Source organism: Azospirillum brasilense (assembly GCF_001315015.1).
Lineage (GTDB): Bacteria > Pseudomonadota > Alphaproteobacteria > Azospirillales > Azospirillaceae > Azospirillum > Azospirillum brasilense.
In genome coordinates, this window is sequence record NZ_CP012914.1 from 317044 (window position 1) to 331229 (window position 14186).

The 14186-nt window shown below is 70.9% G+C and carries 10 protein-coding genes; 3 read left to right on the forward strand and 7 right to left on the reverse strand.

Annotation, left to right across the window (positions count from 1 at the left end; translation table 11 throughout):
• Nucleotides 1-43 precede the first annotated feature (43 nt).
• Entirely contained in the window at nucleotides 44-1723 is a 1680-nt protein-coding gene (locus AMK58_RS01535) for a putative transporter (RefSeq protein ID WP_035669696.1), read from the reverse strand.
• Nucleotides 1724-2133: 410 nt separating this feature from the next.
• Between AMK58_RS01535 and ccmA the strand changes: the two genes are divergently transcribed.
• Nucleotides 2134-2823, forward strand: coding sequence for a heme ABC exporter ATP-binding protein CcmA (ccmA, locus tag AMK58_RS01540; RefSeq protein WP_035669693.1), 690 nt, complete (start codon nucleotides 2134-2136; stop codon nucleotides 2821-2823).
• The gene (gene ccmB / locus AMK58_RS01545; protein WP_014238686.1) at nucleotides 2820-3485 is read left to right on the forward strand and encodes a heme exporter protein CcmB; all 666 of its coding nucleotides are present in this window, start codon (nucleotides 2820-2822) and stop codon (nucleotides 3483-3485) included. Before ccmA ends, ccmB begins: the two co-directional genes overlap by 4 nt.
• Nucleotides 3486-3670: 185 nt before the next feature.
• Here the strand turns inward: ccmB and trxA are convergent, their stop codons facing one another.
• Together trxA and addA are read right to left on the reverse strand one after the other, a co-directional pair.
• Complete coding sequence (trxA, locus tag AMK58_RS01550; RefSeq protein ID WP_035669691.1) at nucleotides 3671-3994, reverse strand: thioredoxin TrxA; 324 nt, start codon at nucleotides 3992-3994, stop codon at nucleotides 3671-3673.
• 211 nt (nucleotides 3995-4205) lie between these two features.
• The gene (addA, locus tag AMK58_RS01555; protein ID WP_059398515.1) at nucleotides 4206-7676 is read right to left on the reverse strand and encodes a double-strand break repair helicase AddA; all 3471 of its coding nucleotides are present in this window, start codon (nucleotides 7674-7676) and stop codon (nucleotides 4206-4208) included.
• A 266-nt stretch (nucleotides 7677-7942) separates the two neighbouring features.
• Between addA and AMK58_RS01560 the strand changes: the two genes are divergently transcribed.
• Complete coding sequence (locus AMK58_RS01560; protein ID WP_035675581.1) at nucleotides 7943-8758, forward strand: hypothetical protein; 816 nt, start codon at nucleotides 7943-7945, stop codon at nucleotides 8756-8758.
• 39 nt (nucleotides 8759-8797) lie between these two features.
• Here the strand turns inward: AMK58_RS01560 and addB are convergent, their stop codons facing one another.
• The 4 genes from addB to tsaE all read right to left on the reverse strand — a co-directional run bounded on the left by addB (nucleotide 8798) and on the right by tsaE (nucleotide 14180).
• A complete protein-coding gene (gene addB, locus AMK58_RS01565) occupies nucleotides 8798-11776 on the reverse strand; it encodes a double-strand break repair protein AddB (protein ID WP_059398516.1) in 2979 nt (992 codons plus the stop codon).
• A gap of 114 nt (nucleotides 11777-11890) precedes the next feature.
• Nucleotides 11891-12670, reverse strand: a complete 780-nt coding sequence (locus AMK58_RS01570) for a nucleotidyltransferase family protein (protein ID WP_035669612.1) — start codon at nucleotides 12668-12670, stop codon at nucleotides 11891-11893.
• A gap of 2 nt (nucleotides 12671-12672) precedes the next feature.
• Nucleotides 12673-13686: an aminoglycoside phosphotransferase family protein gene (locus tag AMK58_RS01575; RefSeq protein WP_035669609.1), complete on the reverse strand. Its 1014-nt coding sequence runs from the start codon at nucleotides 13684-13686 to the stop codon at nucleotides 12673-12675.
• Nucleotides 13683-14180, reverse strand: coding sequence for a tRNA (adenosine(37)-N6)-threonylcarbamoyltransferase complex ATPase subunit type 1 TsaE (tsaE, locus tag AMK58_RS01580; RefSeq protein ID WP_059398517.1), 498 nt, complete (start codon nucleotides 14178-14180; stop codon nucleotides 13683-13685). The genes AMK58_RS01575 and tsaE overlap by 4 nt, the downstream gene beginning before the upstream one ends.
• Nucleotides 14181-14186 lie beyond the last annotated feature (6 nt).

Genomic DNA, 14186 nt, shown 5'->3' on the forward strand with positions numbered 1-14186 from the left:
CGCCCGCCGATCCCGTGGGAAGCGTCCCCGCTGGGTCGCTCCCTTACCAGAGGAACAGGACGATCAACTGCGGCGCAAGGATACGCAGAAACATAACCATAGGGTAAACAGTGGCATAGGCGAGGGCGGGAGCCTCCGATGCGCTCATTGCGTTTGCAAAGGCAAGCGCGGGTGGGTCCGTCATGCTGCCGGACAGCAGGCCGCAGATCGTCAGGTAATTCTGCCGGGTGAAGGCCCGCGCGACGACGCCGACGACGAGCAGCGGGATCAGCGTCACCAGCACGCCGCACCCGATCCACAGCAGCCCGTCGCCGTGCACCAGCGTCTCGACGAAGCGGTCGCCGGACATCAGCCCGACCACCGCCAGGAACAGGACGATGCCGATCTCGCGCAGCGCCATGTTGGCGGCGGGCGGCATGAACCAGACCAGCGGCCCGATGTGGCCGATGCGCGCCAGCAGGATCGCCGCCACCAGCGGCCCGCCGGCCAGACCAAGCTTCAGCGGCGCCGGCATCCCCGGAATGTAGAAGGGGATGGAGCCGAGCAGCACGCCCAGCAGGATGCCGATGAAGACCGGGACGAACTCCACCTGCTGGAGCCGCCGCGCCGAGTTGCCCATCAGCGCCGCCACCCGCTGGAGGTCCGACGGCTTGCCGATGGCGGTCAGGATGTCGCCGAACTGGAGGTGCAGCGCCGGGCTCGGCACCAGCTCCACGCCCGCCCGGTTGACCCGGCTGACCACCACGTCGTAGGCGTCGGCGAGATCGAGCTGGCCGATGGCCTTGCCCAGAACATGCTCGTTGGTGACGACCAGCCGGTCCCAGCGCATGGCGGTGCCCTTGGTGGTCAGGGTGACCTCCGCCGCTTCGCCGAGCAGCCGCTTCGTCGCCTCCAGCTTCACCCGCGGCCCGACCAGATGCACGACGTCGCCGGCGCGCAGGCAGGTGTCGGGGTGCGGCACCTGGAGCCGCCCCTCGCGCAGCAGGCGGGAGATCATCACCCCCTGGTCGCCGAAGAGCTCCATGTCGCGCAGCGGCAGCCCCATCGCCGACCGGTTGCGCACGGCGACATCCAGCGTCTCCAAGGTTTCCACCTGGGCGCGGCGCTTGCGCTCGAAGGCTTCGGCCTCCGCCGCCGGGTCGATGCGGAAGACGACGCGGATCAGCCCCATGGTGATGAGGATGCCGACGATGCCGAAGGGGTAGGCGACGGCGTAACCGAGGCTGGGCGTGTTGATCTCCGCCGCCGAGGCCCCGACCTCGCGCAGCATCTCCTGTGCGGCGCCCAGCGACGGCGTGTTGGTGACGGCGCCGGAGAAGATGCCCAGCACCGCCGGCAACGGCACCCCGCCGATCTCGTGGATCGCCACCGCCACCAGCACCCCCAGCCCGACCAGCGAGGCGGCCAGCAGGTTCAGCGTCAGGCCGGACTTCTTCAGGGCGGCGAAGAAGCCGGGGCCGACCTGCACGCCGATGGTGTAGACGAACAGGATCAGGCCGAACTCCCGCATGAAATGCAGGACGTGATGGTCGAAGGTCAGGCCCAGCGCCTTGGCGACGTGCCCCGCGGCGATGCCGGCGAACAGCACCCCACCGATGCCCAGCCCCACGCCGCGCAGCTTGATCTGTCCCAGCGCCAGCCCCGACGCCGCCACCACGCTGAGCATCAGCATGATGCGGGCGATGTCGGGAAGGCCGTTGAACAGGTCGATCAGCACGGTCATGGCAGGCACCCGGTCCGGTTGAGCATTGAGGGGGCGAAGGCGCCTATGAATGCCCGCTCCGCTTCGCCTCGGCAATGCCCTGGAATGGAAAGGGACATTCCGCGGATCAAAATTTCGCCACTTTCTGGCCCTAAACCGGACGAAGCCTTACGGCATCAAGTGGCTGGCCGGACCCGTGAACCCCTGCGGCCCGGCCCCTAAGCGACGATCAGGGCTCCGGTTTTCCGGCGCCCCCAGCCAGGCCCCGGCTGGATCGGCGGCCATCGCAAGAACCCCCTTGCGATGGCCGTTTCTTTTTGGGGCCGTTTCTGTTTGGCCCGACCTTTTGTGAGGCCGTTTCTTTTTGGCACCCGGACGGGCTGTGCTATAGCTCCCCCCGCCCCGTCCACCGCAAGAGCCCGCCCGACGCCATGCCCGTTTTCGCCGGTTCCGCGCTGACCTGCCTCCGTGGCGACCGGCTGGTCTTCACCGGGCTGGACTTCCGGATCGCGCCGGGCGAGGCGCTGTTCCTGCTCGGCCCCAACGGCAGCGGCAAGTCCAGCCTGCTGCGCGTCATGGCCGGGCTGCTGAAGCCGATCCGCGGCCAGCTGTCCTGGGACGGCGTTCCGGTGACCGACGATCCCGACGCCCACCGCGGCCGCATCCATTACGTCGGCCATCTCGACGCGGTGAAGCCGGTGCTGAGCGCGGTGGAGAATCTGTCCTTCTGGGCCACGCTGGGCGGCGCCGCCGACCCGCGGGGCAACGCGCTGAAGGCGCTGGACCGGCTGGGCGTGCCGCACATCGCCAACGTGCCGGGGCGCTACCTGTCGGCGGGGCAGAAGCGGCGCCTGAACCTCGCCCGCATCATCGCCGCCCCCGCCGCCCTGTGGCTGCTCGACGAGCCGACCGTGGCGCTCGACCGCGCGGCGATCGCCCTGTTCGAGGAGATCATCGCGGAGCACCGGGCCGGCGGCGGCATGGTCGCCGTCTCCACCCATGTGGACATCGCCATGCCCGGCGCCGGCGAGCTGCACCTCGATGAGTTCACCCCCGTCCCTCACGACGGGGACGACGGGGGCGGGGACGACGACGTTTTGGAAGAGGAGGACGCGGCGTGACCCGCTTCCTGCGCCTGATCGGGCGCGACCTGCGGCTGGCGCTGCGCCAGGGGTCTGACGCCAGCATCGCCGTGATGTTCTTCGTTCTCTGCGTGGTGCTGTTCCCCTTCGGCGTCGGGCCGGAGCCGAACATCCTCGCCCGCATCGCCGCCGGGGTGATCTGGGTGGCGGCCCTGCTCGCCTCGCTGCTGTCGCTGGAGCGGCTGTTCCAGAACGACTACGAGGACGGCTCGCTGGAGCTGCTGTCGCTGTCCACCCTGCCGATGGAGGCGGTGGTTCTGGCCAAGACGCTGGCCCACTGGCTGGTGACCGGCCTGCCGCTGATCGCCGCCGCCCCGCTTTTGGCGCTGCTGCTGAACATGGACGCGGAGGGGTTCGGGGTGCTGGTGCTGACCCTGCTGGTCGGCACGCCGATCCTCAGCCTGATCGGCAGCATCGGCGCCGCGCTGACTCTGGGCGCCCGGCGCGGCGGCGTGCTGCTGTCGCTGCTGATCCTGCCGCTCTACATCCCCGTGCTGATCTTCGGCGCCGGGGCCATCGACGCCGCGCTGAACGGCCTGACCCCGCGCCCGCATCTGCTGCTTTTGGGCGGCCTTCTGGCCGGCGCCCTGCCGCTCGCTCCCTGGGCCAGCGCCGCCGCCCTGCGTCAAGCGGTGGAATAAGCAGCGGCGGCACGACTGCACAGCCCGCGACTGCACAGCCCGCGACTGCAAAGCCGATGTCGATGATGAGCCGCTTTTCCGACAAGCGGCTCGACAGAGGGGACCGTGCCTTCTGTACGTGTATCGTGCCAAACAAAAAGCCCCGCCGGAGGGGCGGGGCTTTTCGATCGTCCGGGGAGCGGGGCTCAGAGAGCCTCGTCGACCCACGAGAACAGGGCGGTCTTCGGCAGGGCGCCGATCTTGGTGGCGGCGACGTTGCCGTTCTTGAACAGCATCAGCGTCGGGATGCCGCGCACGCCGTACTTGGTCGGGGTGCCGGGGTTGTCGTCGATGTTCAGCTTGGCGACGGTGACCTTGCCGCCATACTCCTTGGCGAGGTCGTCGAGCGCGGGAGCAATCATCTTGCAGGGGCCGCACCACTCCGCCCAGAAATCGACCAGGACCGGACCGTCGGCCTTCAGCACGTCCTGCTCGAAGCTGTCGTCGGTGACCTTGATGGGATCGCTCATGTGACCTCTATGCCTGGGTTCAGGGGCACCGCCGCGCCGATTTTCCACCGGCGGCGGACCCATCCCTCATCGGTGGAATTTGCCAAAATGTATGACCGACCCCCCTTGCTGGTCAAGCCGGGGCGCGAATGCGGTCTCGTCAACCCAATCCGCCGTCCCGTGCAACGCGGCCGGGGGTGAAAAGTTCCATGGGCGGACTATCACGCGCGCCTCACTCCGGCAACTCCATCAAAGCGGGGGTATCGGTCCACAGCAGGACGCAGCGCACCGCCTTGTTCGGGTAGATGGCGCGCAGCGCCGCGCGGTAGGCCTCCATCTGGCGGACATAGACCGGCGGCACATCCTCCGCCCGGACGGGTGGCGGGCGGTTGGTCTTGTAGTCGACGATCCACACCGCGTCGTCCTCGATCACCAACCGGTCGACCCGGCCCGACAGGGCGCGCCCGGTGACCAGACCGACCACCTCCACCTCGGCGCGGGAATTGGGGCCGAACAGCCGGGAAAAGCGCGGGTCGGTCAGGACGCGCATCGTTTCGCATGCGATTTCATCCTGGCGCTCCGCCGTCAGCTCATGCCCGGGGCGGGCGAGGTAGCGGCGGGCGGCACCCTCCCGCGCGTCGGGCGGCAGGTCGGGCAGGGTCTGCATCAGCCGGTGGATCAGCAGGCCGCGCTTGAAGCGCGCCCCGTCGTCCTCGCCGAGCGGCGAGCGCATCGCCGGCTCGTCGCCATCCGGGCGGGAGGGGGTGAGGGGGCGGGACGGCTCCGGCTCCTCCGGCGCGGCGGCGGTCAGCCAGGGCGGGGCTTCCTGCGCCGTCAGCACGCGGCCGGCCCCGGCGCCGTCCGGCTTGGGCACGGCGGTCTGCGGGTCGGCCAGCCGCCACCCCTCGCCGCTCCAGCCGTCCGGGCAGAGGGTGGAGAAGTCGAAGGGGTGCGGCACGCCGATCTCGCCCATCGCGGCCTCGACCAGCTTGTACCAGCAGACGTCGGACGGCTCCTTCCTGCCCTGATAGCCGCAGACGTACAGCCGGTCCTCTGCGCGGGTCAGGGCGACGTACAGCAGGCGCCTGTACTCCTGGTCGCGGCGGCGGTTGGCGCGGGCGCGGGCCTCGGCGCACAGCGCGTCTTCCTGCGAGCGGCGGGCGGCGAAGAGCGGCACGGCGCAGCCCTCGTCGGGCCAGAGAATCGGCGGGCTCTGGGTCGGCGTGCCCAGCGTGTCGGGCAGAAAGACGATGGGCGCCTGGAGCCCCTTGGAGCCGTGCACCGTCATGATGCGTACGCGTCCGCCACCCTGCTCCAGCTCGCGCTTGATCTCCGCTTCGCTGGCCGCCAGCCAGGCGAGGAAGTTCTGGAGGGAGGGCGGCTCGGTCTTCTCGAAGGCCAGGCATACGGCCAGGAACTCGTCCAGCGGGTCCTGCGCGTCGGGGCCGAGCCGTTTCAGGAGGGCGCGGCGGCCCGACCCGTCCGGATCGGCGGGGCAGGGGGCGGCCAGCAGCCCGGCGAACAGCTCGTAGGGCGCCAGGAAGTCGGTGCGGGCCAACTGCGCGCCCAGATAGCGGCGGGCCGGGCGATAGGCCGGGTCGTCCTCCGCCTTGGCCACCAGCGCCCGCCACAGCGTGCCGCGCCGCCCGTGGGCGAGGTCGAAGAGCTGGTCCTCGCTCAGCCCGATCAGCGGCCCCTTGAGGACGGTGGCCAGCGTCAGGTCGTCCTCCGGCAGCAGCAGGAACTCGCACAGCGCCATCAGGTCCATGACCGCCAGCTGCTCGGTCAGCACCATGCGGTCGACACCGGCCACCGGAACGGCGCGGTCCTTCAGCGCGCGCACCAGCTCCGTCACGAAGGCGGTGCGGCGGCGGACCAGCACCATCACGTCGCCGGGCTGGATCGGCCGACCGCGCGACTCGAGCGACTCGCCGCGCTGGGTCCAGTCGCGGATGGTGTCGGCGATGACCGCGGCCAGCCGGGCCGACGGCGAATCGGCGGCCTCGCGCTCCACCGGGGGCGCCCAGGCGGGCGGGTCGGCGGCCTCCGCCGGCTTCACCGGGGGCCACAGCTCGACCAGACCGGCGTGACCCCGGCGGAAGGCGCGGTGACGGATCACCGGGTTCGTTTCGGACGCGACACCATCCTTGGCGCCGTCCAGCCCGAACACCGCGTCCACCGTTTGCAGCACTGTGGCGGTGGACCGGAAGGAGATGTCCAGCGCCACCGCGTGCCAGTCGCGCTCGGCGGCCTTGGCGCGGGTCTGGAAATGGCGGCGCATCCGGGCGAATTCGGCGGGGTCGGCGCGCTGGAAGCTGAAGATCGACTGCTTCTCGTCGCCCACGGCGAAGACGGTGCGCGTCGTCTCGCCGCCGTCCCGCGCGCTGAGTCCGGCGAAGAACTCCTCGGCGATGGAGCCGACGACCTGCCATTGCTCCGGATTGGTGTCCTGCGCCTCGTCGATCAGGATGTGGTCCAGCCCGCCGTCCAGCTTGAACAGCACCCAGGGCACGGCGGGCACGCCGTCCTTGCCGCGCAGCAGCGCGTTGGCCGACAGGATCAGGTCGTCGTAATCGAGCAGCGCCTTGGCCTTCTTCTTCGCCTCATAGGCGCTCAGAAGCGACTCGGCCAGCGTCAGCAGGGCGGTGGTGGAGGCGGCGACTCCGGCCGAGCGAACCCGTTTCATCAGCGAAACGAGCCGCTCCGCCTCACGCTCCAGCGCCGTCAGGGCGGCGGGGAAGGATGTCGCCGGCTTCTTGGTGATGAGGGTCTTGCGGGCACCGCCCTCCGCCGTCAGGAAATGGCGGGCGTAGATCTGGAAGGCGCGCACGCGGTTTTCCGCGGCGTCGAGCCAGCTCTGGATGCCGACTCCGCGCTCCTCATCGGTCTTGCTGCCGGTGGACAGCGCCCGGCAGGCGTCGCGCAGCCCCGTCCCGTCGAAGGCGTGGTCGGCGCAGGCCTCGCGCAGGATGGCCGCCTCGGTGATGCCCGGCGGCACGCCCAGCGCCTCGTGAACCGCGTCCACCGCGCCGTCCAGACCATGGAAGCTCTCGAACAGGCGCTGGATTCGCCCGCGCTCGCTGGCCAGCTCGGCCAGGATGCCGGCGAACTCCTCGGCGTTCAGCTCGGCGGTCAGGCGGGCCATCGCCTTGCCAAGCGGGCTGTCGGGGGCGGCGCGTCCGGCGTGCAGCACCTCGTCCCGCGCCTCGGTCAGCAGGCCGGCGGCGGTGCGCTCGTCCATCACCTCGAAATGCGGGGCGAGTCCGGCCTCCAGCGGGAAGCGGCGCAGCAGCGACTGGCAGAAGGCGTGGATGGTCTGGATCTTCATGCCGCCCGGGCAATCCACCACCTGGGCGAACAGCCGGCGGGCGATGGTGCGGGTCTCGGCGCTCGGCCGCTCGCCGCAGAGGTCGGCGAGCCGGTCCTCCAGCCCTTCGTCGGGCAGAGTCGCCCAGATGCCCAGCGTGCGGTTGATGCGGATGGACATCTCCGCCGCCGCCGCCTTGGTGAAGGTCAGGCAGAGGATGCGCGCCGGCGCGGTGCCGGACAGCATCAGCCGCAGCACGCGGTCGGTCAGCACCTTCGTCTTGCCGGACCCGGCGGAGGCGCCCACCCACACCGACGACAGCGGGTCGGAGGCGAGCCGCTGCGCGACGTTGGGGTCCAGCGGCAGGTCGCGGATGGGGAAGTCGAGGACGGTCATGCGCCCATGCTTGACTGCCGCGGGACGGCCAAGCAAGAGCCAAACGTTGATCCTTGCGCTGGGCTTGCGCATCCGGTGCAAGCGGGAGGAGCGAATCGCCACCGCGACCGGCTGAAACGGCTTGGCGATGGGATGTGAAACATTTTATTTTTCTCCTTAAAGGTGTTATTGTATAGGAAAAAAAGGCTGAATGGTTGTTTTTGTTGGCATGATTGCGGACGAGCGATGCCGAGAGGAAGTCTGACCGCCACCCCGGGGGAACCATCATGTCCATCACCGCACCCGGTTCGGGAAGCACGCTGATCGCGTCCCTTCGCAGCCAGTTCCAGAGCGAATTCGCGGCTGTGAAGAAGGCCTATCAGGAGACGGGCCAGCTTGCCGGGACGCAACGAACATTCAGGTCCGAGGATGGTGATGTCACGATCAGCCTCAGCGGGCGCAAGCTCGATGACGGACGCGAGGTTTTGGAACTGACATACGGGATCGGTGGCGCGAAGGGTGCTCTGCTGGGCCGGACTCTGTCCGGTGGCACCAACGACGCGACCGGATTGGCGCTGCCGGCGGACACCCGCTACGGGGGGATCGCCGGCAGCGCCAGCACCGAAGCCATCACCAGCTTTGATGATATCGAAGCCTTTGAGAGGGACATGGTCGCCTCGACGTTCGAAACCCAGGACGAACGCGCCGCCCACATAAGGCAATGGGGGGTTGGCGACGGTAAGTACGTGACCTCGCGTGAGGAGTACCGCGCCTACAACCGCGTCGAGGAGGCCGCCACCGACGCCGCGGCCAAGCTCACCAAACGGATGGGCTTCAAGAACCCCGAGGAGGAGTCGGAATTCTACGCCAAGGCCAACAAGGCGCTCTCAAAGTTCATGCACGATGGTGACGATCGGGAACTGGCCGAACTTCTCAAAGGGATGCCGGCCGACACGCTGAAGAAACTCAAGGGCGACCTGTCGGCGACCGACTCGGCAACCCAGCGCCTCATCGCGGCGCTCAACCGGCGCCTCGAAGGGGGCGCACCGCACGAGTCGCCGGCCAGCCTTTTTTCGGCGAAGTCGCTGAACGTGCTGGTGTAGGCAGAACGGCGACAGACGTGGCGCCGGTCTGAAGGCGCATCACCCCTCACCCCCATCGCCGCCCGCCGACCACTCCTGCACCCGCGCGAGGTGGGCGTAGTCGGTGTAGCGCGGGGCCATGGCCGGGCGGGGGCAGGAGCGGTAGGGGGTGGCGGGGTCGTCGAAATGGCGGATCAGCTCCTCCAGCCCGGCGCGGGCCTCGGCGGCCAAAGTCGCCGGGTCGCCCTTCACCGCCTTCTCCTCGCCCGGCGGGTCGCCGCCGGACAGGCGCCAGAAGGCCAGCTCCGCCACCCGGTTCCTGGCCACCCCGGCGAAACCGCCGGCCTCGGCCATGGCGGCCTCCAGCGGGAGCTGCGGGGCGAAGCCCAGCTCGATCTCGCGGGTCGAGGGCGGGGTGCCGGTCTTGTAGTCGATCAGGACCAGCCCCTCGCCGCCCGAATCGATGCGGTCGGCCTTGGCGGTCAGCAGGAAGGGGCCGGCGGGGCCGCTCAGCGCGAGCTCGCCCGACACTTCGGTGGCGAGCGGCTTCAGGGTGCGGCGGCGGTCGCGCTCCAGCCCGACGAACCACTCGGCGATGCGCTCGAAGCGCGGCCACCAGAAGGCCCAGACGTCGGGATGGCTGTGCAGCAGCGGGCCGAAGGACTCGCGCCCCATCGCCAGCAGCCGGTGCAGCGCGTCGTCGGGCAGTTGGCCCGGATGGGCCTTCACGAAGGCGTCGAGGGCCGCGTGGATGAACTGGCCGCGGTCGGCGGCGCCGGGATCGGCGGCGATGGGATCAAGCTTGCGGAGTTTCAGCACATGCTCGGCGTAGATGGCGTAGGGGTCGCGCATCCACTTCTCGATCTTGGTGACCGACAGCTTGCGCGGGCGGGCGGACACCGGCGGGCGCGGCTCCGGCGGGAGGACGGGGCGCACGGCGTCCGGCTCGTCCAGCCCGCGCGCCCAGGCCAGCCAGGGCTCCCCGGCCAGCTCGATCCGGCCGTCCAGACCCAGCGCGCGCAGCACCGTCTCCAGCCGCAGCAGCCAGCGCGAGGGGACGGTCGGCGTGCCGTCCACCCGCTCCGCGCGGGTCAGCACGACCTCTTCGGCGCCGCAGGCGTGGGTGAAGTCGTGGGCGGACAGGCCGACCATGCGTTCCGGGCTGGGCAGGCCGAAGTCGCGGCGCATCGGGCGCGACATCCAGGGATCGGCGTCGGGGTCGGGCGGCCAGGTCCCCTCGTTCAGCCCGCCGAGGACCAGCAGGTCGAAATGCTGAAGGCGGGCCTCCATGGGGCCGAGGATGTAGAGGCGCGGGTGCAGGCCGAAGCGCGGGCGCACCGGGCGCATCGCCATCAGCGCGTCGAGCAGCGCCGGATAATCCTTGCCGGGAACGGCGGGGAAGCCGTCCGCCGCCTCCAGCAGTTCATGGACGAAGGTCGCGGCCTCCTCGCCGTCGTCCTGCCGCCAGAGGAATTCCGACCCCGGCGCGTCGGTGCGCGAGGCCAGCGCCTCCGCGAAGGCGACGTGCGCGCGGACGAGGTCGCTGAGCGGGGCCTCGCTGAACAGAGCCTCCATGAAGGGGGCGGCGAGCGTTTCGAGATTTTCCAGCCAGCCGAGCAGGGCGGCCTGCTGGTCCGGGTGGTCGAAGCGGTCGGCGGCCTTCAGCGCGGCGATCAGCCCGGCGAAGCCCTCCGCCGGGCGAGGGCCGCGCAGCACGGTGCGCTCCAGCGCGCGGGCGGAGCGGCGGAACTCCGCCGGGTCGTGCCCACCGGCGGCCAGCGGGTGCTTGGCGAGCGCCAGCAGGGCCAGCGGATGGGCGCGGCTGGCGGCCAGCTCGGCGGTCAGCCGCAGATAGGTGCCGACCGCGGTGTGGACCAGCGGCTGGCCCGCCGAGTCGTTGACCGCGATGCCCCAGCGGGTCAGTGCCATGGCGACCCGGCGCGCGAGGTTGCGGTCGGGGGAGACCAGCGCCGCCGTCTTGCCCGGCGTCTCCAGCGCGTGGCGCAGCAGGAGGGCGATGACCGACGCCTCCTCCTCCGCGGTCGGGGCGTCGATGCGGGTCAGCCCGTCCAGGGCCGCGGCGTCCAGCCCCTCCAGCTCCCGCCAGCTTTCCGTGGTGGCGGCGGGGCGCATGGCCTCGGCCAGCAGGCGGGCGCGGGCGGCCCGCGGCTCCTCCGCGTCGTTCCAGCGGCGCACGGCGGCGCGGCCGACCGACAGCCGGTCGAGCAGGTGGGCGAGGCCGTGTTGCGGGTGCGCCTCGTCGGCGCGGATGGCGTCCCAGCTCGCCTCGTCGGCCTCCAGGTCGAGGCCGGGCAGCACGACGGCGCCCTGCGGCAGGGCGGCGACCACCGCCAGCAGGTCGGCCGACGCCGGGATGGAGCCGGTGGAGCCGGCGGCGATGACCAGCCCCTGCGGCGGCTCCGCCCGCCAGAGCGCGGCCTGGGTCTGGAGCACGAGGTTGCGGCGCTGCGCCGGGTCGGTCAGCGCGCTGGCGCCGAGGATGGCCGGCCAGTGCTCCGTGACGATCTTCAGGAACTCCAGCGTCACCTGCCAGTGCTGGGCGTAATCCTCCGGCACCAGCGAGGCCAGCCGGTCGAAGGCGACGTTCTCCGTCCACACCGCGTCGATCAGCCGCCCCAGGTCGGCGCCCAACCGCACCGCCTGCGCGGTGGTGGCCGACACGCCGGTCGCCTGGAGGATCAGCCGGGCCAGCATCATCTGGCGCTTCAGCCCGCTGATCGGGTCGGGCAGCTCCAGCGGCACGCCGGGCAGCTCCTCCGCCGAGGTCAGGCTGAGCGAGGCGGCGTCCAGCTCGCCCAGCGGGCTCATCCGCGGCAGCAGCATCGGCTGCCCGCCGGAGCGGCGCAGGAACGCCTCGCGCAGCGAGCGGCAGGAGCGGCGCGTCGGCAGCAGGACGGTCACCCCGGCGAGCGCCAGCGGGTCGTTCCCCACGCGGTCCAGGATGCCCGCGGCGAGCTGGTCCACGAAGGACACGCCGGTGGGAATCGAATAGACCTTGGGCTCCGCCCTGCCGCTCATGCCTGCCCCGGAAGCTGTATCGTCAGACGCGCGAGGATACTAGATGTGGGGCAATGAGACCACAAAGCGTCAAGGAATACAAAAATTCTCACAAAGCAGCGGTCCGGTGGCCGGTCAGGTGGTGACCACCGAGACGTCGCTCATCGACAACATTTCCTCCGTTTCGGCCAGCGCGTCGGGGGTGCCGATGTGGAACCACAGCCCGTCATGGGCGAGGCCGAAGAGGCGGCCTGCCTCCTGCGCGCGATCCCAGACGCGGTTGGTGGAGAAAGCGCCGTCGGGGGTGTCCTGCCCGAACAGCGCCGGCTTCACGATCTGGACGCCAGCGTAGACGAAGGGGGCGATCTCCATCTCGCCGCGCCGGGTCAGCCGGCCCAGCGGGTCCATGTGGTAATCGCCGCGCCCCTCGTACCCCACCGCCTTGGTGGTCGCCATCAGCAGCAGGAGCGCGTCCATCTCGTCCGGGTTCCAGTGGCGGGCCAGCCGCGCCAGCGTGGGGGAGGGGCCGTCGAGCCACAGGATGTCGGCGTTGACCACATAGACCGGGTCGGTACCGAGCAGCGGCAGCGCCTTCTTCACGCCGCCGCCGGTCTCCAGCAGCGTGTCCTCCGGCGACAGGGTGATGGCCGGGGTGGTCCGCCCCGCCAGATGGGCGGCGATCATTTCGCCCTTGTAATGGCTGTTGACCACGGCGGCGGTCACGCCGGCCTCCTCCAGCCGGTCGAGCGCGTGGTCGAGCATCGGCTTGCCCATCACCGGGATCAGGGGCTTCGGGCGCTCCAGGGTCAGCGGGCGCATGCGCAGGCCCAGCCCGGCGGCCATCACCATGGCCTTGGCGGGGGCGGTCGCCACAGGCGGCGTCTTGGTACGGGTCTTCTTCGAGACAGGCGACATAATCAATCCGGCTCCGGAACGACAAGCTCCGCGCGGGTACCCGGCGGCAGATGACGGGCGAACCAGTCGGCGACCGGGGCCAGTTCGGGCTTGGCGAGCTGGCCTTCCAGAAGCCGCCAGACGCGCGGCAGGTGAAGGAGATAGCCGCGTCGGCGCTGCAACGCCAGACGCACGAAGATGGCGACGATGCGGGTGTGCCGGATCGCGCCCAGCACCGCGTAGGAGCGGCGGAAGGCGTCCCAGTCCCGATCGGGGAAGGCCGTCCGGTAGCGGTCGAGCAGAACGCCCTCCAGCCCGGCGGGCAGGTCGCGGCGGGCGTCCTCCAGCAGCGACACCAGATCGTAGGCGACGGGGCCGAGCCCGGCGCTCTGGTAGTCGATCAGCCCCGCCGCCCGCAGTCCGGGCCGGGGCAGCCGCATCACATTGTCCACATGGTAATCGCGCAGCAGAAGCGACTGCGGCCCGGCGCAGGCCCCCGGAACGACGGCGGCCCAGGCCGCATCGAAGTCGGACCGGGCCTTGTCGGACAGGGGCTTGCCCGTCGCCGCGGGCATGTAGACGTCGGCGAACAGCGCCACCTGCTGCGTGAACAGGGCCGCGTCGTAGAGCGGCAGGTTCAGGCAGGCTGCCTCCTCCACGGGGAAGCGGCGGTGCAGTTCGATCAGAACATCGGTCGCCAGCTCGTAGAGCGGGCGCGGCTCCTCCCCCGCGTTCAGCAGGCGGGTCAGGGTGCCGTCGCCGAAATCCTCCTGGATGGCGAGCCCCGCCTCCACCTCCGCCGCCAGGATGGCGGGGACCGAGAAGCCCAGCCGGTCCAGGGCGGCGCCGATGGCGATGAAAGGCACCAGATCCTCCGCCGGGGCGGGGGTGTCGACGAGGATCAGCGTGCCGCCGTCCGGCGTCGTCAGGCGCTCGTAGCGGCGTGCCGAGGCGTCGCCGGCCAGCGGCTCCCGCTTGGCCCCCTCCAGCCCGTGGCGGGCGAGGAAGGCGGCGATCTGCGAAGCGCGGTCGGTCACGGCCGCTCCAGTGCGGAAAGGTCGAGGGTGGTCAGGCGCGACTCCCAGGCGCCGTGGCCGGTCAGGGTGGCGCGGCGTTCGGTCGGCCCGGCGAAGCTCATCGTGACGTCGAGACGGTCGGCGGGCAGCAGCGGACCCAGCCGGTCCGGCCATTCCACCAGCAGGACGGCCTCGGCGCGGGCCTCGTCCCAGCCCAGTTCGGTCACCTCGTCGGGGCCGGACAGGCGGTAGAGATCGAAATGCCAGACCGGGCCGATGTCCGTGTCGTAGGTCTGCACCAGCGTGAAGGTCGGGGACGGCACCTCGGCGTCCTCCTCCGTCACGGCGCGGATCAGGGCGCGGCACAGGGCGGACTTGCCGGCGCCGAGGTCGCCGCGCAGGGCCACGAGGTCGCCGGGCGCCAGCGCCGCGGCCAGACGGCGGGCCAGCGCGGCGGTCGCCTCCTCGCTCGGCAGCGTGACGGCGCGCGTGTTGGGGGAATCAGTCTGGATCATGTCACG

What these genes read in the sequence shown, in the direction of transcription:
- AMK58_RS01535 (WP_035669696.1), bottom strand. Translation starts at nt 1,723, where the DNA reads ATGACCGTGCTGATCGACCTGTTCAACGGCCTTCCCGACATCGCCCGC.
- ccmA (WP_035669693.1), top strand. Translation starts at nt 2,134, where the DNA reads ATGCCCGTTTTCGCCGGTTCCGCGCTGACCTGCCTCCGTGGCGACCGG.
- trxA (WP_035669691.1), bottom strand. Translation starts at nt 3,994, where the DNA reads ATGAGCGATCCCATCAAGGTCACCGACGACAGCTTCGAGCAGGACGTG.
- addA (WP_059398515.1), bottom strand. Translation starts at nt 7,676, where the DNA reads ATGACCGTCCTCGACTTCCCCATCCGCGACCTGCCGCTGGACCCCAAC.
- AMK58_RS01560 (WP_035675581.1), top strand. Translation starts at nt 7,943, where the DNA reads ATGTCCATCACCGCACCCGGTTCGGGAAGCACGCTGATCGCGTCCCTT.
- addB (WP_059398516.1), bottom strand. Translation starts at nt 11,776, where the DNA reads ATGAGCGGCAGGGCGGAGCCCAAGGTCTATTCGATTCCCACCGGCGTG.
- AMK58_RS01570 (WP_035669612.1), bottom strand. Translation starts at nt 12,670, where the DNA reads ATGTCGCCTGTCTCGAAGAAGACCCGTACCAAGACGCCGCCTGTGGCG.
- tsaE (WP_059398517.1), bottom strand. Translation starts at nt 14,180, where the DNA reads ATGATCCAGACTGATTCCCCCAACACGCGCGCCGTCACGCTGCCGAGC.